The sequence below is a fragment of the Acidimicrobiia bacterium genome (assembly GCA_035471805.1).
GTDB lineage: Bacteria > Actinomycetota > Acidimicrobiia > Spongiisociales > JAHEDJ01 > JAHEDJ01.
The window spans coordinates 1-19,375 of sequence record DATIPS010000062.1 but is presented as its reverse complement, the minus strand read 5'-3'; the positions used below and the strand labels follow the sequence as shown (position 1 = coordinate 19,375).

Annotated in this window: 17 protein-coding genes; 9 read left to right on the top strand and 8 right to left on the bottom strand. The window is 64.2% G+C overall.

All coding sequences use genetic code 11. From position 1 onward, the window contains the following. From VLT15_13085 to VLT15_13050, 8 genes are all read right to left on the bottom strand, one after another. Positions 1-1,365 (bottom strand): methylenetetrahydrofolate reductase C-terminal domain-containing protein (locus tag VLT15_13085; protein ID HSR46146.1); only part of this gene is annotated, 1,365 nt, incomplete at its 3' end. Beyond that, a complete protein-coding gene (locus VLT15_13080; protein ID HSR46145.1) occupies positions 1,365-2,309 on the bottom strand; it encodes a dihydropteroate synthase in 945 nt (314 codons plus the stop codon). The genes VLT15_13080 and VLT15_13085, both read right to left, overlap by 1 nt. An 11-nt stretch (positions 2,310-2,320) precedes the next feature. Then, positions 2,321-4,228, bottom strand: coding sequence for an ASKHA domain-containing protein (locus tag VLT15_13075; GenBank protein ID HSR46144.1), 1,908 nt, complete (start codon positions 4,226-4,228; stop codon positions 2,321-2,323). Positions 4,229-4,236: 8 nt separating this feature from the next. Next, positions 4,237-5,595 (bottom strand): acetyl-CoA decarbonylase/synthase complex subunit gamma, encoded by a 1,359-nt coding sequence (gene acsC, locus VLT15_13070; protein HSR46143.1) that lies wholly within the window; start codon positions 5,593-5,595, stop codon positions 4,237-4,239. A gap of 9 nt (positions 5,596-5,604) precedes the next feature. Next, the gene (locus VLT15_13065; protein ID HSR46142.1) at positions 5,605-6,570 is read right to left on the bottom strand and encodes an acetyl-CoA decarbonylase/synthase complex subunit delta; all 966 of its coding nucleotides are present in this window, start codon (positions 6,568-6,570) and stop codon (positions 5,605-5,607) included. A 39-nt stretch (positions 6,571-6,609) separates the two neighbouring features. Continuing rightward, positions 6,610-8,901, bottom strand: a complete 2,292-nt coding sequence (gene acsB / locus VLT15_13060) for an acetyl-CoA decarbonylase/synthase complex subunit alpha/beta (GenBank protein HSR46141.1) — start codon at positions 8,899-8,901, stop codon at positions 6,610-6,612. 10 nt (positions 8,902-8,911) lie between these two features. Next, a complete protein-coding gene (cooS, locus tag VLT15_13055) occupies positions 8,912-10,948 on the bottom strand; it encodes an anaerobic carbon-monoxide dehydrogenase catalytic subunit (protein HSR46140.1) in 2,037 nt (678 codons plus the stop codon). Continuing rightward, positions 10,945-11,334 (bottom strand): heavy-metal-associated domain-containing protein, encoded by a 390-nt coding sequence (locus tag VLT15_13050; protein HSR46139.1) that lies wholly within the window; start codon positions 11,332-11,334, stop codon positions 10,945-10,947. Before VLT15_13050 ends, cooS begins: the two co-directional genes overlap by 4 nt. Positions 11,335-11,618: 284 nt before the next feature. Here VLT15_13050 and VLT15_13045 point away from each other — a divergent pair, with 284 nt between their 5' ends. The 9 genes from VLT15_13045 to VLT15_13005 form a co-directional block, all read left to right on the top strand. Then, positions 11,619-12,260, top strand: coding sequence for a V-type ATP synthase subunit D (locus VLT15_13045; GenBank protein ID HSR46138.1), 642 nt, complete (start codon positions 11,619-11,621; stop codon positions 12,258-12,260). Further along, on the top strand, positions 12,257-12,601 hold the full coding sequence (locus VLT15_13040) for a hypothetical protein (GenBank protein HSR46137.1): 345 nt from the start codon (positions 12,257-12,259) through the stop codon (positions 12,599-12,601). Before VLT15_13045 ends, VLT15_13040 begins: the two co-directional genes overlap by 4 nt. A 14-nt stretch (positions 12,602-12,615) precedes the next feature. Further along, on the top strand, positions 12,616-14,505 hold the full coding sequence (locus VLT15_13035; GenBank protein ID HSR46136.1) for a V-type ATPase 116kDa subunit family protein: 1,890 nt from the start codon (positions 12,616-12,618) through the stop codon (positions 14,503-14,505). A 16-nt stretch (positions 14,506-14,521) separates the two neighbouring features. Then, positions 14,522-14,776 (top strand): ATPase, encoded by a 255-nt coding sequence (locus VLT15_13030; GenBank protein HSR46135.1) that lies wholly within the window; start codon positions 14,522-14,524, stop codon positions 14,774-14,776. Next, positions 14,777-15,367: a V-type ATP synthase subunit E gene (locus VLT15_13025; GenBank protein HSR46134.1), complete on the top strand. Its 591-nt coding sequence runs from the start codon at positions 14,777-14,779 to the stop codon at positions 15,365-15,367. Then, on the top strand, positions 15,364-16,437 hold the full coding sequence (locus tag VLT15_13020; protein HSR46133.1) for a V-type ATPase subunit: 1,074 nt from the start codon (positions 15,364-15,366) through the stop codon (positions 16,435-16,437). Before VLT15_13025 ends, VLT15_13020 begins: the two co-directional genes overlap by 4 nt. Beyond that, positions 16,434-16,778, top strand: coding sequence for a V-type ATP synthase subunit F (locus tag VLT15_13015; protein ID HSR46132.1), 345 nt, complete (start codon positions 16,434-16,436; stop codon positions 16,776-16,778). The genes VLT15_13020 and VLT15_13015 overlap by 4 nt, the downstream gene beginning before the upstream one ends. Further along, complete coding sequence (locus tag VLT15_13010; GenBank protein ID HSR46131.1) at positions 16,775-18,529, top strand: V-type ATP synthase subunit A; 1,755 nt, start codon at positions 16,775-16,777, stop codon at positions 18,527-18,529. Before VLT15_13015 ends, VLT15_13010 begins: the two co-directional genes overlap by 4 nt. Beyond that, positions 18,526-19,375, top strand: an 850-nt coding sequence (locus tag VLT15_13005) for a V-type ATP synthase subunit B (protein ID HSR46130.1), incomplete at its 3' end; no start/stop codon positions are given. The genes VLT15_13010 and VLT15_13005, both read left to right, overlap by 4 nt.

Below are 19,375 nucleotides of genomic sequence, written 5' to 3'. Positions count from 1 at the left end.
GTGGATGCCTTGTACACCTCCCCGCCGCTTCACCTCTTCGATGAGCTCGAGGGCGATCTGGACCCCTTCTCTCTCCCCGTCCTCGCCGGCGCTCTCCATGCGTTCGAGGAGGTGGTCCGGGATGACGACACCCGGCACCTCGTCGTGGAGGTAGCGCGCCATCTTGTAGCTCTTGAGCGGGGTGATGCCGACGAGGATGTGTACCTTGTCCAGCACATCCCGTTTGGCCAGTGCGTCGAGCCATACGGCAAAGCGGGCCGGATCGTAGACCAGGTTCGTCTGGAAGAACTGGCCTCCTGCATTGACCTTCTTCTGCTCGCGCAACGCCTGGAAGTGCGGTCGGGAGGCGAACGGCGCCGCCGCCGCCCCGAGGAAGAGCATCGGCGGGTTCTTGATGGTGCGTCCGTCCAGGTAGGTGCCTTCGTCGCGCATTCTGCGAAGCATCCACAACATCTGAATCGAGTCGAGATCGATGATGTCCATCCGGCTGCGCGGAGACGGACCCATCGCCGGGTTGTCACCCGACAGGCACAGGACGTTCCCTATACCCAGTCCGGCGGCGCCGATGACCTCTGCCTGCAGTCCCACCCGGGTCCGGTCCCGTGCGGCGATCTGCATGATGGGTTCGACCCCGTGTTGCAGTGCGATCAGACAACAGGCCAGGCTCGACATCCTCGAGGTCGCCGACGGGCAGTCCGTGAAGTTGACGGCGGTCACATAGGGTTTGAGCATTTCGATGTCCCGGACCAGCTTGCCGGTAGCAGTCCCCAGCGGGGGAGCGACCTCGGAGGTGACGACGAACTCGCCGGAGCGGAGCCTGCGCTCGAGTCCGGTGACCGGTTCCTCGTACGCCGGCGGGTGATAGGTGGAGTCTCCGTTCCACCACCCGGGTTGACGGACCGGCCGGAACACGGAATCCCACGTGTCGCTCCGCAGGTGCGCGTTGCGCATTCCGGATAGGAAGTCGCCCGGTCCAATCTCCTTGACACGGTCCAGCACGTCCCCCCAGGTCGGACCGCCGACCTTGTCCCAGTCGAGCGGCGGCAATACTTCGAGCAGTTTCTCCTCCCGGCCGGCGGCGAACGATCGCTCATAGATCTCGTTCCACACGCACGGTCGCGTCTCGTCGACGTAGCAGTGGTCCGGTGTGGAACCCCCGCACGGGCCGTTGCGGAGGCCGGAAGGGCACTCCATCGGACAGATGAAGGCCGTCTCCTGCAACAGACAGTTGCCGCACATGCGGCACCCGTAGACGGGTCCTTTCACCGCCCGTTCGAGGGCCGCCAGGGCTCTCGTGCCGGTGCTCTCTCTTCGGAACGGCCGATAGGCCGGCTGCCAGCGTCTGGCGGGCGCGAACACCGACATCACTCGCCTCCTCGCGAAGGCCCTGTTTGCAGGTACGAGTCCGCGTAGATCACTTTGTTGAGCAGAATCTCAACGGTCTTCCAGACCTTGACCTGTTCGGAGTCGTTGAAGTCCACGTCCCCGGCGGCGGGTTGCTCCATCGCCGCCACCCGGTCGCTGATCGCGACGAACAACCGACCGAGCGGTGTCGACCCGTCGCGCTGTTCCACGATCCGCACAACCTCTTTCAGATCCTCGTCGAACGGGTTGGCGATCATCATCTGTAGCCCGGCGCCCATGAGCATTGCGCAGTACACCCTGTTGATCAGCGATCGGTTCTCGAACGGAACGGCATTCGATACGTTGGACAAGCCCACGGAGATCGCCGGTGGGGGATCCCACGCCACCTGGATGGTCCGTACCGCCTCGATCAGCTCCGGGCAGTACTCCTGACATCCCGATACGGTGAGCACGAGCGGGTCGATGATCAAGTCGGTCACCGGAAAGTCGATCTCGATCATCCGTGGGATCAGTTTCTCGATGGCGATGTTCACTCGCTCGTCCGCCGATACCGGGATCCCGCTCTTGCCCATCGTCAAAGCGACGAGCTTGGCGCCGTACCGTTTCGCCAGCAGGGGGACCTCCTCCAAACGCTCTTCCTCGGCCGAGGTGGAGTTGATCATCGGCTGCGCTTTGGTCACCGCCTTCAGGCCGGCTTCTATGCCGCGGATGTTGGTGCTGTCGAGGCTCAGGGGAACATCGACGACGGCCTCCACGGTCTTCACCATCCACGGGAACACTTCCTCCCCGTCTTTCTTGCGCGGTCCGAGGTTCAGGTCGAGGGCCTGTGCGCCGGCTTCGACCTGCTCAACTGCCAGGTTTTGAAAGAACGAGGCATCGCGGTCCGCCAGTGCCGTTTTCACCTTGTCGGAGATGATGTGGATGTTCTCGCCGATGATGTACATGGTGCGTTCTCCTATGTGACTGGCGCCTCCACGGAGGGGAACCGTGAAAGGTCGGTGTGGGGAAGGAACATTGCGGATGTGAAGGCTTCGTAGAACGAGTTGTCAGCGGACAGCTCGATGTAGGTCATCGACGATGCGATCTCTGCGATCTCTTCCCTTGCAGCTCTATCGAGCAGTGAGAGGTAGGCGCCTTTGACCGAGGTGTTTCCGAGGAAGTCGAACCGGTCCCAGGCGAGGTCGGGCAGCAAACCTATGTCGACCGCCTTCTCGACGTTGATGTATTTCCCGAAAGCTCCGCCGATGAGGACCCTGTCCACGGTTGCGAGATCGACACCGACACGATCGGCGAGAACGTTGAAACCGGCGTAGACGGCCGCTTTGGCCCGCAGGAGGTTGTCTATGTCGACCGCGGTGATGGCGAGGTCGTTGCCGTCCGCCGTCTCATCACGTCGGGCGACGACGTACTCGACCCCGTGGTTTCCTCGCCGGATCCGGGGTGTGGTGAGGGTCTCGTCGATGTGGCCGCCTTTGTCGAGGATCCCGGTGATGAACATCTCGGCCACCAGCGAGATCAGTCCGCTGCCACAGATACCGCGGGGCTTGACCTCGCCGATCACCCGGAGGGTCGGCTCGTAACTCCTCCCGTCGATCCATACTTCCTCGATCGCGCCGCGGTCTGCACGCATTCCGTGGACCACGCCGGAGCCCTCGAAGGCGGGGCCGGCCGAGCAGGCGCACGAGACGAGCCATTGGGACGACCCCAAGACCATTTCGCCGTTCGTGCCGATATCGATGAAGAGTGCTGTGTCCGGCGAGGAACGGAGATCGGAGGCCAGCACACCGGCGGTGATGTCGGCTCCCATGTAGCTGGCGACGCCGGGCAGCAGATCGACGGTTCCTTCCGGACACATCGTGAAGCCGACTTGGCGGGCGGTCAGCAGCGGTGGGGCATTGATCGCGGTGACGAAAGGTTCGCGGCGGATGCTCTCCGGCGGGATTCCCATCAGCAGATGCATCATGGTGCTGTTGCCGCCGACCGTTGCCTTGACGATGGCGGCGGTTTCGATGCCCGCCTTGCTGCAGACGGATGCGATCAACCGGTTGACCGTCTCCAGGATCAGTCCTTTCAACTCATCGCCGCCGCCCTTGGAGGCGTAGATGATGCGAGAGATGACGTCTTCCCCTCTTGTGATCTGCTCGTTGTACGTGGCGGCTCGTGACAGCACTTCACCCGAGTCGAGATCGGCGAGGAGCACGGTGACCGTGGTCGTTCCTATGTCGATTGCCAGCCCGGCGAGCGGATCGGCGGGTGGTGGGGCTCCCGGGCCGATCGCGATCAGGCGAGCCGAGCCGGCCGGTTCGCCTGCCGTGTCGTATGTGAGTCCGACCTGCCAATCAGAGCCACGCAGAATCCCTCCCAGTTCCCGGATCTGCTCCAGGGACACACGCAGGTGATCGATCCCGTTCTGGATCCGGAGCGCGGTGCGAAGCCTGGCCCAGTCGTCGGTCTGATCGTCCATCGACGGCGGGGCGAGGCGAAGCAGTGTCCTTGCGACCGTCTGCGAATGCTCCGGCGCATAGTCCCGGGGGACGGTGACTTCCGGTGCAACATGATCGGTCGAGAGGCGCCGCTCGATCTGGTCGGCAGGCGGCACCACCACGGATACGTCCTCTTCTACGACGGACTGGCACGCCAGCGCGAAGCCGGCGGCTACGTCTTCTTCGGACAGGCGGATGATGCTGCGACGGCGTACCCGTCCTCCTGTGACCTTCACCGCGCAGCGCCCGCACCGACCTTGACCGCCACAGGGTTGTCGAATCTCGATCCCGGCCAGGCGGGCGGCCTCGACCAGCAAAGTGCCGGCCCGCACCTCAACGGGCTCGGCCCGGTCTTCGAATAGGACGGAATGCTGGGCCATGGGAATCCTCAGTGCAAGGTTGATCCCTCCGATAGGACGGTCTTCATGAAGGCGGGCAGATCCACCGCTTCACGGGGCCCTACCAGGACGTTCCAGTCGGGTAGTTCTTCTTCCAGCTCGCCGGACAGGACGGCCACGTGTCCGGGAAGCACGATGTCGTGTCGTTCGACGCGTGCGGCGACGTCGAACTGTCTGACCGATTTGGCGATCGACTCCGCGTCGAACTTCCCGGCCGCCCAGGCCGTCAGCACGCTCATGCCTTCCGCATCCGTGACGAGCAGCCAGGCAGGTATACCCGAGCCCTCGACCTCGTTGGCGACGCTGAAGTAGGTGATGCTGAAGTTGGTGGTGACCAGGACGGGGTCCTGCGGCGTCGGGTTGTTGATTTCGTAGAGGGCGGGCTGTACCTGGATCGGCTTCTGAGGGTCGGTGTATATGTTTTCGCGAAGTACCAGCAGCGGGTAGAGGAGTTCGGGAGAGAATTCGTCGAGAACCACCAGGCCCGCATATTTCGAGATCGCCTGTGTGGCCAGAACGGCCTGTTGCCGGCCGTCGACCGAGCCGCCCACGAACTCGATCGTTGGATATCCGAGCGGCCGGAAGTTCTTCAGAGCCAGGCGACGGATCTGGGTCTGCACGGCCAGTTTGGAACCCATGCGCGCTGCTGCGGGTTGCAGCACGATGTCCTCGACCCCTTTGGATCTGAGCTTGTCTGTGAGTTCGGCGAGCTCTTCGAGGCTGCCGGCTGTGGCCCCCAGGGCGGCTCCGCTCTGAAGGGCGAGCTCGGACATCGCGTCCCAGTTGCCGGCGTTGGCCCCCATCAGCAAGGGCTTCTCGCCTTTCAGCAGCTCCACACCGGCGCCGAGCACGGCAGGATCCTCGCCCACCAGCACCAGCGGCAGGTCGCTGACTCGCCGGACGGCCCGCACCGCCTCGGCGAACCGGGTCGCGTCTCCGGATGTTGCCTCCACGGCTAGTCCATCGACACGCAGGTCTACGCCGACGTAGTCGACCCCGTATGCATCAACGGTCTTGGCGAGCTGCTCGACGGCCGCCTCGTCGAGGGTGTCCCGTACGCTGATCAGCAGTCCGGGCCGGTTGTAGAAGGTCTTCTCGTGTCGAAACAGCACCGTTTCGTTGCCGACCCTGATGTGATGTCCTCCACCGACCAGTTCGATCAGGCGAATCGGTGGGGCGGCCGACTCGGCGAGCTGGGCAGTTGCCTCCTCGGTCACGTACGGGCAGTCGCTCAGTTCGACCTGTTTCGCTCCCAGCTTCATCGCAAATGCCAGGCAGGTGGGGAATCCACACTCCTTGCAGTTGGTCTGAGGAAGCAGCTTGTAGATCTGGATTCCGGTTAGCGCCATAGCTGCCTCCTACCCAACGGCCATCAACTCGTCGAGGGCGTGCCGCACTCTCATGACGCTGTCGGGATGCCGGAGCACAACGATGTCGGCGCCGGCTTCGATGAGCGCCACTGCGGTCACGGTTTCCCAGTTGGATGCCCTCTCCTCCCACTTCCCCCATGAGTCGGGCACCCCATCACCCACCTTTGCCTCCTTGGTCTTCCAGGCTTCCGCTCCCGGACCGACCAGCAGCGGAAGCTGAGTCATCGCGTCTCCTTGCAGTGCGGCGATTCGCAAGCGCTCCATGACCGAGTATCCGTACTCGATGCCGTATCCCAACGCGCCCGTGGTCGGGTCCATGATGATTCGATCGAGAGGCAGACCCATGTCGGTGATCAGGATGTTGAGCTGTTTGGCCAGGTTGACATCCATCGGGGTTCGGCCGACGACCAGATGGTCGTTGGCCATCGCCGCCGCGACGATCGTCCGGTAGTTCGAGTCCTCGCAGAGCCCGAGGGCCAGCCGTTCTCCTTTGGTAGCGTCGGCGACGGCGATGAGGAAGTCGTTGTCGGCCTCCGCCTGGCCGGGGCCCAGGACGACCAGAGGCAGGCCCGTACCCTCGAGAGTCGACTTCGTTGCCCGCACCGCCGATGCGGCGTCTGCAGGTCGGCCATCCGCTCCGTTCAACCCCAGCGACAGAACGATCAAGTCGGCTCCGGCCGACTCGCAAGCTCCTGCCCAGGCGCCCGGGTCGTCGACGGCTCCGCCCCATGCGTCCAGGAGCACGGGCGACCAGTCACCGGGACGGGTGGCCGTGATCTCGAGCGCGATCACCGGAGGATTCGGGGGTGTCTGCTCGAAATGGAGGAACGGGAGGGCCTGCTGGCCGCCGACGGTGACGGTCCGCGCCCGCGTACCGCCCTCCTCCGGCGTCGCGCCCAGCGTGACGGTTCTCACAGATCCCTGCCAGTTGTCCTTTGGAATCTCAATCTGCATCGAGTCCTCCTCGGCGCGCCTTTCTGCAGTAGCCGGTTGTCACAGGATGGCCTCCATCGTGAGTGCCGGATGCTCGTGTTCCTCGAGCCACGGCAGGAGTTCCTCAACGGTGGTGACCGACCTTTCATCGGCGATCCGGTCGAGCAGAGATGGATCCCCGGCCCGATCGGCGACGATCTTCAACTCGTCGCTCATCGAGTCCTTGAGGAAGCTGCTCATCCACACCACCCTCCTGAAACCGCCGTCGGCGGATATGAACTTCGGACTGGCCAGGTAGAACTTCCCAACGCCCATGACGCCGGGAGTCTGGATTCCTCCGCCGGCGAGTCCGGCCAGTGTGCTGAAGGTCATCCCGGCCGGGGTCATGCTGGTGTCCTCCCGGCTGACGACCATGACGCCGTTGGCCTCGGGGATGAGCATGACGATGCACTCGAAGCAGCCGCAGGCGGTCATCGGGTTCTCCATGATGGAGTACATGGCCACCTCGTCGACGACACCGTGTGATCCGACTTTGGCGTAGTCGTTCGTTCCTTCCCAGTAGCCCTTGATGGGGTCGATGACCCTGGCCAGCTTGATGGGCTGGTTGGGTCCGGTGGGGTTGATGTTGAAGGATGCCTTGCAGTCGAGCCAGTTGTATGCGCCGCACAGGCCGAGCCGTTCGGGGCTGACTATGCAGACGTGGTTGGGTGCGAACGACTGACAGAGCGTGCAGGAATAGAAGACGTCGACCGCGGTGTCGGTGAGGTCCTCGAGGCGCTTGTTGCGGAAGTCGTAGGCGACACGCGCCTCGTTCAGCAGTTCGGTGAGGAGAACCGGATCTGTGACCAGGGTCACCTGTACCTTGTCGACGATGGCCCCGAAGTCGGCGTGGAACCTGGCATGCAGGATCTTGCCGAAGTCGTCGAGGAGGAAGCCTGCGTCGGTTGCTTTGGTAGAGAGGCGGATCCACGCGATGTCTCGCTGGCCGATGTGCTGGATGCCCGAGGCGCCGTTCACGAAATAGTGGATCTGCCGTTCGAGGACCGGCTCGAAGTCCTTCTCCATCTGGCGGCCGGCAACATCGACGACTATTCCCAGATCCATGTGGCCTTCGGGTTCGACTTCCGAGAAGTCGGGTCCCACGACTTCTATCTTGCCGTCGGTGACCTTGTCCAGTTCCGCCATGCGGAGGTACTCGAAGGCGCGTGATTGCTTGCCGCCGAACTCGACTCGCATGTCCGCCTTCCGCACGACCTCACCTTCGAAGGCGGATCCATACGGCACCGGCACCGGAACGTCGGCGATGTGCACCTTCACTCCGCGAACCTCGATGCACTTCTGAACGAGACGTTCGGCGCGCTCCAGATCATCTGCGCCGTTTATCTCGTTGAACGGCATGCTCACCACGTGTTCGTAGGTCGTTACGCCGGTCGGGAGGATCTGGGGTATGACGGTGTCGGCGATGACCGGGAACCCGAAGTTGATCGCCCCGGCGGCCGCGGCGTACTTCAGATCGTCGACCTCGCCCAGGGCGAGGACGAAAGCGAATACACGGTCTTTGTTGTAGAGCAGGATCTCGCGTCCCTGTCCGCCCTTCAGTCCGCCGAATGTGAGCGCCGACCGGGTGGCGAATCCGAGGGCATAGATGGCACTGATCGTGTCGGTGCCGAACGGGACCGTGTACGTGTCGTAGCCGAGTTCTACACCTTCTTCGATCAGCTGATGGATGATGCTGCGTCCGTTGACGTTTCCGGACAGGAAGCAGAGGATGTTGCGGCGCTGCAATTCGCGAACGATCTGCACGGCCACTTCGTTCGACTTGGCACAGCCGACTATCGCCGCGAATCCGGGCATCCGTCCGTCGACTAGTTGGATTCCCCAGGAGCGAAGCTGTATGTCGTCGATCGCTCCGTTCAGGTGCCCGTTCGGTGAACCTTCGGTGGCCGCCTCGGCATCGGGACTGGTGAAAGCCGAGCCACCGGCCAGATCGAAGCCCGGCATCACCTCGGGCTGGCGGCCGTCGATGTACCGGATGGCTTCGATGGTCTCCGCGGCCAGTAAGGTCGCCATCCCGCTGTCGAGAGTTTCGCCGAGGTAAGGGGTCCAGTGGTGGTCGGCCGGGACCGGGTGAAGTAGCCGGCGGGCGTGGGCAACCACCTCTGAGAGTTGACCCAACGTCTCCACCTCGATGCCGGTCATTCCCAGTGCGACGGGGAGGTAGTAGGCGGTATTGGGGAAGGCAACCGGCGTGTCCGGGCCCTTGTCCAGGATGGCGCTCCTCACCATTTCCTCTGCCTCGGCGACCAGACCGTTTGCACCGCGGATGGCACGTGTGGCTATGTATCTGGACATGCGTGCCTCCTTACGAGTTCGCCCCGTAGAGGGCGGACATCCGTTCCCGCAACGGAAGTGCCTCCAGTTCCTCGACGCGGGCGTCGCCGCTCATACCGAAACGGGCCGGGTTGTACTCGGGCAGGCCGAGGGCTGCCCGTTTGGCATCGATGTGATCGATGGTCCGCGCGATGATCTCGTCCACGTCATCGACGAACTCCAGTTTCCCCCCGTACATCTCATTCCAACCGGAGCTCATGTGGTCCGCCACCAATACACTCTCCGGGACCTTGTCCTGGCGGCCTTCGACCGGGTTGCTGCCGCCCATGATCACGTAGGCGCCCGAGGCGACGCAGTATGTGGCGATCGATAGCGCCTTCTCGCTCATCCACTCGGGAGCCAGGCCGACGGCCGGGATCTCATCGATGTCGTCGCCGAGGCCGCCTTCCTCCACCATCTGGGTGAGGACCGTCAAGATGCGGGTGTTGTCCACGCACGAACCCATGTGGAGCACGGGCGGAATGCCTACCGTTTCGCACACTTCCCGGAGGCCGGGTCCGACCTTGTCCAGGCCGGCGTCACCGACGAGAAGGCCGATCTTGGCGTTGGCAATGGCCGCGCAGCCCGTTTCGACGACCAGCACGTCCTGCCGGAGCAGGGCACTGGTGATCGCCGTATGCATGGAGTCGTGCTGTATGCGGGGATTCGTGCACCCGACGATTGCGGCAACCCCCCGGATACGGCCGGCCATGATTGCGTCGTTGAGTGGTCGGAAAGATCCTCGATAGCTGCCGCCGAGCATGTAGTTGACGTACTCGTGTGAGAAACCCGGGGTCAGCGTGTTGCGGTAGTCCGGGATGTGGGTCTCGCCCCGCTCGCGGTAGTTGTCGATGGCCATCCGCAGTATGTCCTTGGCGATGCCCATCGCGTGGTGCTCATCGAACTCTATGTGCGTGGCACCCTTGATCTTCACCTTTGCCGACGTCGTGATGATCTTCGTGTGAAAACCCTCCGCCAGGGCAACCAGTGCCTGCATGATGCACTGGACGTCGACCACCATCGCCTCGATTGCACCGGTGAGTATGGCGAGTTCCTGCTGGAGGAAGTTGCCCGCCGCCGGAATGCCCTGCCGCATCAGGATCTCATTGGCGGTGCAGCAGATTCCGGCCAGGTTTATCCCGGTCGCTCCGGCGGCGCGAGCGTACTCGACGATTTCCGGGTCCCTGCTGGCGGCGACGATCATTTCGCTCAACGTCGGCTCGTGGCCGTGAACGACGACGTTGACCATGTCCTCCTTCAGGACGCCCAGATTGGCCTCTCCGAGCAGTGGGGCGGGAGTCCCGAACAGGATGTCGGAGATGTCCGTGGCGATCATGCTGCCGCCCCAACCATCTGCCAGAGAGGTGCGCACGGCATGGTGGAGGATGTGGGCAGGGTCCTGGTCGTCTCCCATGTGTGTGCGGTGCAGCGCCTCAACGACCTCCCGGTCGATTCCGCGCGGCGTCACGCCTAGTTCCTCCCACCGCTTCCGGCGCTTGGCGGGCGCTCGACCGATTGGTTCGAGGAAACCCTTCTGCCTGCCGAACTGCTCCAGGTAGAGGTCCGCCAGGTCGCCGGCTATTTCCTCCGGGCTGCGGTCGCGCACGTCGATCCCGTAATGGCTCGCGACGACTCTGAGTTTCGGCACGTCGCGAATCGTGTAACCCTCGGCCTCACCGTCCGCCACCGCCTTCAGGGTGAAGGCGAGATCCCGTCCATGATCGGAGTGCGCTGCTGCTCCGGCCGCGACCGATCTGATGAAGTTCCTGGCCTGGATAGTGTCGATCGTGGCGCCGCAGACACCCGTAGACCCGTCCTTGGTCAGGCGACACGGGCCCATGCCGCACAGACTGCAACACATTCCGACGGCACCGATATTGCAGGGACCCAGAGTGTCCGCCCGACTGAACGCCGTCGAAGCACCGATCTCATCGGCGAATGCGAGCATTGCCTGCGCCGCAGGATCCACCGACGCCTCCTGCGGGCTACGTCTCCCTCTCCTGGGGGACGGAATGTCTTGCTCGGTCACCGGTGCATCCTCCCCACGTCCTCGATTCTCCAGCCTTCTCGCTCTTCTCCCGCTGCGTACATGACGGTGTCCTGCCGGAACGCCACCCCGCTACCGGCGGCCGGATGAGTGGTAGTGAGTCGCTTGAAGCGCGGTCCGGCGCCGCCGGGCACCGGCTCGCCGGACTCGGTCGGCACGGGCGGCGCAATCTGATAGCCGGCTTCGCCGATCAACCGTTCGAGTGCTTCCGCGGTGGTCAGGGATTCGTCGAACTCGATCTCAACGACACGAAATGCGCTCGAGGCGTAGATGGAGTCGACCCCCGGAACGTCGAGGAGCATCCGCCTGACCTCGACCACATGGTGGTCGGCGTACATAGCCGGGACATCGACGACTATCGACGTCATAACCTCTCCCGTCAGAGAACCGATGGGGCGGGAGGCAGGCGCTCGGCCTGCCGGCGCTCTCGACTCGGTGCTCGACTATTCGGGACACCACGTTCTGCTGTAACACTACCGACGGAGTGTCGCGCAGGTAACGGGCCGTATGGCCGTATAGCGATACCAATTGTCACCCGGCGCGGGCCTCCCCTCTCTTGAGGCTCACAGATTGTGACTTCTGCCCCGTTACGCAACGGTGGTCCGAACGGTGACACTGCGAGGAGAAGGGCTTTGGATGTTCGGAGTGTGCTGTGGAACAGATCACCGCCACCCGCACCGGCCTGCTGCGGTGTCGCACGCGAATCAGCCTGGCGGCGCGGGGTAGAGATGTACTCAAAGAGAAGCGCGATCAGCTCATGGAGGAGTTCCGCAGAGTTGCCGACGTGGTACTCGCCGGCAGCGGAGCACTAGACCGCGCCGCCGTCGAAGGCCGTTCCGCTCTAGCCCGCGCAGAAGCTGTTCACGGTTCCGAAGAGGTCATGTCGCTTGGTCTGGCGACCCGAAGGGAGATCCCTCTCCAGGCGAGGACTGCCACCGTCATGGGTGTTCGCATCGCCAATATCGAATACGAGCCGGTGGGACGTCCGAGAATCGGGCGGGGCTACACGCTCGCCGGTTCGAGCGCCTACATCGACAGGGCCGCCGAGGGATTCGAGTCGGTGGTGTCGCTCTTGCTCGAACTGGCCGCCGAGGAGCTTCGGCTGCGACGCCTCGTCGACGAAATCGCCACGACGACCCGTCGTGTCAATGCCCTCGAATCGGTCGTCATACCGCAGCTGGAACGCGAACAGCGAACGATTCAGAGCGTCCTCGATGAGCGTGAACGTCAAGACCACTTCCGCCTGAAGCGCTACATGGCGCGCAGGACGGCGCGTGCCGGGGCCGTCTCATGACGGTTCGCGGACCGGCCGATGCCGTGCAGCAGATCCGGGAGCACGAACTCGAGGTGGCGCGGTCCATCGAAGCTGCCAGGACGGCGGCCGGGGAGAGCGTGAGATCGGCTCGCGTTGAAGCGCGCAGAATGGTCGAGGCCGCCAGAAGAGCGGGACGGGAGGCGGCTCGAGCACGCTATGAGGAGAGGGTTGCCGCCGCCCATGAGGAAGCCGGGCGGATACGCGACGGCGCCGAACTCGCCATCCGGCGGTTGCATGGGGAGGCTGCCCCCTTCGTCGAGGAGGCCGTCGATGCCATGGTGGAACTGCTTCTCGCCCCTCCAGAGGAAGAGAGCGCATAGCCATGTTGGAGACGATGGCCAAGCTCCACATCATCGGCCATCAGAGCGAACTCGATGAAACTCTGGCCGTGCTGCACGGACTGCGCAACGTGCACCTCATCGACGTTTCGGATGACGCGACGGTGCCGCTCCCTCCTCTGGCGGTGGACGAACAGCACTTGCAGAGGATCGAAGATCTGCGCTACCTGCGAGCGCGGCTCGGTTCGGTGCTGGCGTTGGTGCCCGGTCTGCCCGATCCCGGTCTGGTGCTTCCGGAGATGACGGAAATCAGTCTCGACCGGATGCGGGGCGAGCTCAACGAACTCGCCCCGAAGGTCGAGCAGCTCGTCCACCACATCGACGATCTGACCCGGGAGCAGGAGACGCTTCCCCGGCATGTCGCCTCCCTGACCAAGCTGCTCCCTCTCGTGCCGGGACTCGCCCAACTGCGGGGATACGGAACGGCCGTACTCCTTGTTGAGAGCCGCCACTCTTCCGTGCTGGGCGAGCTGAACGTTCAACTGACTGAGAAACTGGCAGGCAACTTCGAGATCATCTCGGATCATGTCGATTCGAACACGGTCGGTGCCGTGCTCGTGTATCCCCGCGACCATTCCGAGGAGGTTGCTTCGTTGCTCGGCCGCGAAGCCATCAGCCGTGTGCGGCTTCCCAGGCAGTACGAGACTATGTCGTTTCGCGAGGCAATCAGTGCCATGAAGGCCAGGCTCGCTGATCTGCCCGGGGAGATAGCTTCGTCTCAACGGGAGCTCGATGTGCTCGTCGCCGCTCACGCCGATTGGGCTGCGGCCGGTTCCTACCTGGACCGGCATCTCGATCAGCTCGGCGCCATCCGCCACCTCGGGGCAACGGCTCACACTTTCGTCATCTCGGGCTGGGTTCCCGAGCGGGCAGCCGGTCAGATCGAAAAGGTGGTTGCGGAGCGAGTGGGGGAGAAGGTCATCGTTGAGAGGGCCGCCGTCGAGGAGGGAGAGGTCCCCCCGGTGCTCATGCACAATCCGGCACCGGCCCGGCCGTTCGAATTCCTGGTGCGTCTGCTTGCGATCCCGCGCTACGGGAGCGTCGATCCAACCCTTCTGATGGGCCTCTTCGTTCCGTTGTTCTTCGGGATCATGCTCGGCGACGTGATCTACGGGGCAATCCTGCTCGGGCTGGCCGCGCTGGCGAACCGCTACCTGCGGAATCGATCTCCCGCCCTCCGGGACCTGAGCCGGGTGTTCTTGCTGTCCGCCTCGTGGGCGGTCCTCTGGGGGGTCGTCTACGGCGAATACCTGGGCGATCTCGGGCACCGACTGCTGGGAATCGAGCCGATCTGGATCAACCGGGAGGAAGCGCTCGAGCCTCTGCTGCTGTTCTCACTCGCGATCGGGGCGGGTCACGTCACCCTCGGCCTGCTCCTGGGAGTCTGGCAATCGTTGAAGTTCCACCGGAGACACGAAACCATCGAGCGTCTGATGCTCCTGCTCACTCTTGGAGCTTTGTTCACGCTGGCTGCCGTCGCAGCAGACTTCCTGCCTCGCTCCCTGGTGACTCCGTCGTTCGCAGCCATCGTGGTTGCCACGGTCGTTCTCATGGTGATGGGCGGCGGACTGGGGCCGGTGATGGCACCTCTAGAGATCATCGGACTGGTCGGCAACGTTCTGTCCTATCTTCGTATCGCCGCACTCGGGGTGGCATCGGTGTATCTGGCCCGCGTAGCCAACGAACTAGGCGCCGCCGCACCTTTGTGGCTCGGCATCATGATCGCTGCCCTATTCCACGCGCTCAATCTGGCGCTCGGCGCCTTCAGCCCGACGGTCCAGGCGCTGCGCCTCCACTACGTGGAGTTCTTCAGCAAGTTCTACGACGAGGGGGGAGACGAATTCCGGCCGTTCGGCGGCCTGGACAACCGGGTGGTTTCAATGTGACCGAAAGGAGATTCTCATGGAAGGTGGTCTGATCGAGATCGGCCTGGGCCTCAAAGCCGGTTTGCTCGGCATCGGGGCCGGGTTCGCAGTCGGGCTGGCAGCGATCGGTACCGGCTACGCGCAGGGCCGTATCGGATCTGCCGGAATCGGAGCCCTGACCGAGAAACCGGAGCTGCTCGGCAGGGTCATCCTGCTGGTGGCAATCCCCGAGACTCTCGTGATCCTGGGATTCGCGGTTGCGGCGATGATCATCATCTTGCTGGGGGGTTGATTGGCACTCGCCGACATCCTCGACGCCATCCGCGCCGGGGCCGCTGCCGAAATCGAGACGATCGTGGCGCAGGCCGACGACGAGTGTTCGGCTCTGTTGGATCACGCCCGCCGGCAGGCAGGGAGCGAAAGGGAGCGACTCGCCCGGGGCCGTGATCCTGCTGCGGAACGACAGGCCGATCGGATAGTGAATCGCGCCCGGCTCGAGGCAGATCGAGCGGTGCGAGCCGAGGTCGAGGCACTGTACGTCGAAACCCGTGACGCAGCTTCGGAGATAATCGGGTCGCTGCGCGGGACCAGATGCTACGAGGAGGTTCTGGCTCGCCTCATCCGGGAGTGCTGCGTTGCGCTGCCGGAAGCCACCACGCTCAGCGTCGATCCGGAAGACGAGGAGCTGGCACGGCGCATCCTCTCCGGCGACGGCCGTAGCGATCTCAAACTCGAGGCCACCTTGAACACGAGGGGCGGTGCCGGGGTGAGCGGCGACAACGGCCGGGTCGTGCGAAACGACTTCGAATCCCGGCTCGCCCGGGCCGACGACCTCCTCCGGCTCATCTTCGCCGAGAAGATCGGTCGAAGGATCCCGACATGAACGGCTACGACTACGGCAACGCCAGGATTCGGGCCCTACGGTCACGGATGCTGACCCCCGATGAGCTGTCCGGTCTCCTGAGCGCCGGCACCATCGAGCGGCTGCTCGGGGCACTTGCCGACACCGCATACGCATCGGAGGTACAGGCGGCGATGTTGCGGTTCTCGGGGTTGCGTTGCCTGGACGAGGCAGTCCGATCTCACCTGGCCCGGCACCTTCGAATGCTGGAGAGATTCTTCGACGGCCCGGAGAGGAGCAGGCTCGAGTTGCTGCTCCGACGCTGGGACCTCCGCAACCTGCGCACGATCCTCCGGGGCCGGGTGCGGCTCGAGGGTTCCGAGCAGATCGTTCGCCTTCTGGTCCCGGCGGGTACGATCGACGAACCGGCCCTGATCGAGCTCGCTTCGCAACCCGGCCTGCGGGCGACCGTGGAACTCCTGGTGGCGTGGAGCCTGCCTTCCGCAGGAACGGCCGGCCGGTTGATCGCAGTCTGGCCGGAATACGAGGCGACCAACGATCCGAGTTTGATCGAGGGCACGCTCAATCGAGCGTACGCCGATCACCTCCACTCGTCACTGGGCGGCGGTCCGAACGACGAACTCGCCCGAATGCTTCGCCTCGAGATGGATCAGACGAACCTCAACACCGCTCTGCGGCTGCGCAGCTCGCGAGTAGAGGCCGAACCCGGCTGGGACCTCGGTGACCCTTCTGCCCACTACCTCTCCGCAGGACGGATTCCGTTCGACTCCCTCGAGTCGGTTCGGCTTGCCGGGACACCCGGCGATGTCGTCCGTCTCCTGCAGGATGCGCCCATTCCGGCATCCTGGAAGGCAGCCGCGGCCGGCTGGTCGGTAGACGGCGACCTGCTGCGCTTCTCGGCTGCTCTGGAGTCGGCAATGGCACAGGAGGCAGTGGGTCTCTTCGCGAAAGGTGATCCCCTGGGTATCGCAATTCCGGTGGCTTTCGCGTGGACCAAGGAGAGTGAGGCCCGCAACCTCCGGCTGATCGGTCGAGGTGTGGTGCACGCTATTCCGTCCGACGTCATCGAGCGGGAGCTGATCGCATCATGACCTCGGCTCACCTCACGATCGTGGCTCCTCCGGAGCTGGCTGCGGGCTTCCGGCTGGCGGGCGCCGGAGTGCGTCCCGTCGTCGATCCGGCTCAGGCGGCGAGCGCGGTTGATGATTTGATCACCGAGGGGGAGCGAGGCGTCATCGGTGTGTACGAGCCCTTCTTCCTCCGCTTCGATCCCCATCTGCGGGACCGTCTCGAGAAATCGGTATCACCCGTCGTTATCTCAGTCCCGGCCGGCTTCGGCGCCGACGAGGGAGTGAGTCGGAGGGCACGCATCGCCGCCCTGCTCGGCCGGGCGGTGGGCTACCACATCACGTTTGGAGAGGACAGCCGATGATCGGCGAATCCTCCGGAACGCTCACGCGCCTGGCCGGGCCGGTAGCCGAGGCTGCCGGCCTGCGTGATGCTCGCCTGTATAACGTCGTACGCGTCGGCCGGCGCCGCTTGATCGGCGAGGTGATCCGCCTCCACGCCGATCGAACCGTCATACAGATATACGAGGACACGAGTGGCCTGCAGGTGGGTTCGTCCGTGGTCGACACAGGGGAGCCGCTCACTGTGGAACTGGGGCCCGGGTTGCTGGGTCGGGTGTTCGATGGGGTGCAGCGGCCGTTGCCGGCGCTCGCCGCCGATGCGTCCGGGCCCTACGGCCGCCCATTCATCCGGCGGGGCATCGAGTTGCCTTCGATAGACCGGGATCGGTCGTGGGACTTGACCTTCTGTGTCGAAGAGGGCGACCGGGTGGTCGCCGGTGACATCGTCGCAACCACTCCGGAAACGTCGGCCCTCGACCATCGCATCCTGGTTCCGCTCGGTGTCTCCGGACGGATAACGTCGCTCGGCAAGGGTTCGGCACGGGCGGAGGACCCTGTTGTTTGGGTCGACGGTACGCCGGTGTTCATGACCATCCGCTGGCCGGTGCGCCGGCGGCGGCCGGCTTCTCTCCGTTTGGACCCGTCCGCGCCGTTGATCACCGGCCAGCGTGTCGTCGATACCCTGTTCCCGCTGGCGCGCGGGGGAACTGCGACCATTCCGGGAGGTTTCGGTACGGGCAAGACCGTGCACGAGCAGACGCTCGCAAGATGGGCCGATGCCGACGTGGTCGTCTACGTGGCGTGCGGGGAACGCGGCAACGAACTGGCCGAGGTACTCGAAGAGTTTCCCAATCTCGAGGATCCGCGCACCGGCGCCCGGCTGATGGAGAGGACCATCCTCATCGCCAACACCTCGAACATGCCGGTCGCTGCTCGAGAGGCCAGCATCTACACCGGTATCACGATCGCCGAGTACTACAGGGATCAGGGATACGACGTGGCGCTGCTTGCCGATAGCACCAGTCGATGGGGTGAGGCCTTGCGCGAGGTGTCCAGCCGGTTGGAGGAGATGCCGGGCGAAGAGGGCTATCCGGCGTACCTGCCGTCACGTCTCTCCGAGTTCTATGAGAGGGCCGGAGCGGTGCTGTCGCTCGGGTCCGAACCCCGGGCGGGATCGGTGAGCGTCGTCGGCGCGGTGTCTCCACCCGGCGGCGACTTCTCGGAACCGGTCACCCAGTACAGCCTGCGGCTGGCAGGAACGTTCTGGTCGCTCGACGCGGACCTCGCCCGGCGCCGGCACTTCCCGGCGATCCACTGGACGCGCAGTTACAGCCTCTACGACCTGGGAGGATGGTTCGACGAATCGGTAGCCGACGATTGGACGGAGCAGCGCAGTTGGGCTCTAGGGGTACTCGGTCAGGAAGAGGAACTCCAGAACATCGTTCAGTTGCTCGGAATCGACGTGCTTGCACCGAGCGAGCGGGTGACTTTCCAAACCGGACGGATTCTTCGCGAGGATTTCATGCAGCAGTCGGCATTCGACGAGGTCGACGCTTTCTGTCCGCTCACCAAGCAGTACTGGATGCTGCGGGTGATCCACCGCTTTCACGAGCAGCTCTTCGGCAAGGTCGACGAATCGACCGATATCGAGCGGGCGACCTCACTCGGGGTGCTGGCGGACATAGCCCGAATGCGAGCATGGCCGCCGGATGAAGCCGAGGCACGTGGACGGGATCTGATCGCCCGGATCGACGAGGAGGTGGGGTCCTTGTGACGCGAAGACGCGGGCTTCACACGACTGAACTGCAGACCGTCTCCTATGTTTCGGGCCCTCTCATCTTTGCCGACCGGGCCGACGGCGTGCATCTGGGTGAGGTAGTCGAGGTGGTCGCTCCCGACGGTGAGGTCCGGCGGGGCCAGGTACTGGAGGTTGATCGCGACAGAGCGGTCATCGAGGTCTATGCCGGTACCCGCGGCCTGGATCTGGCGACGACCCGCGTGAGGTTGGGCGGTGATGCCGCTCGCCTGGGGGTCGGTCGCGAAGTACTGGGGAGGATGCTCGACGGGTCGGGTAAGCCGATCGACGGCGGACCTCCGCTGATGCCGGAGGCATTCTGGGAAGTCAACGGGCTGCCCATCAATCCGGCGGCACGCGCCTATCCCCGTGAGTTCATCGAGACTGGTATCTCGGCGATCGACGGCCTGAACACGCTGGTGCGCGGCCAGAAGCTTCCGATTTTCTCGGGTTTCGGGCTCCCGGCCGGTGAGCTGGCCGCACAGATTGCCACCGAAGCGCGCGTCGGCGAATCCGGCCGAGAGGATTTCGTGGTCGTCTTCGCCGCAATGGGAATCACGCACCGTGAGGCGGCCTTCTTTCGCGCAACCCTCGAAGACAGCGGTCAATTGCACCGCACGGTGTTGTTCATGAATCTGGCCGACGATCCGACCATCGAACGTCTGCTGACGCCGCGCCTGGCTCTGACGACGGCCGAGTATCTGGCGTTTCAGCAGGACTTCCACGTTCTGGCGATCCTCACCGACATGACGAATTACTGCGAGGCCCTGCGCGAGGTGGCGACGGCTCGTGAGGAAGTCCCCGGTCGGCGCGGCTACCCGGGAT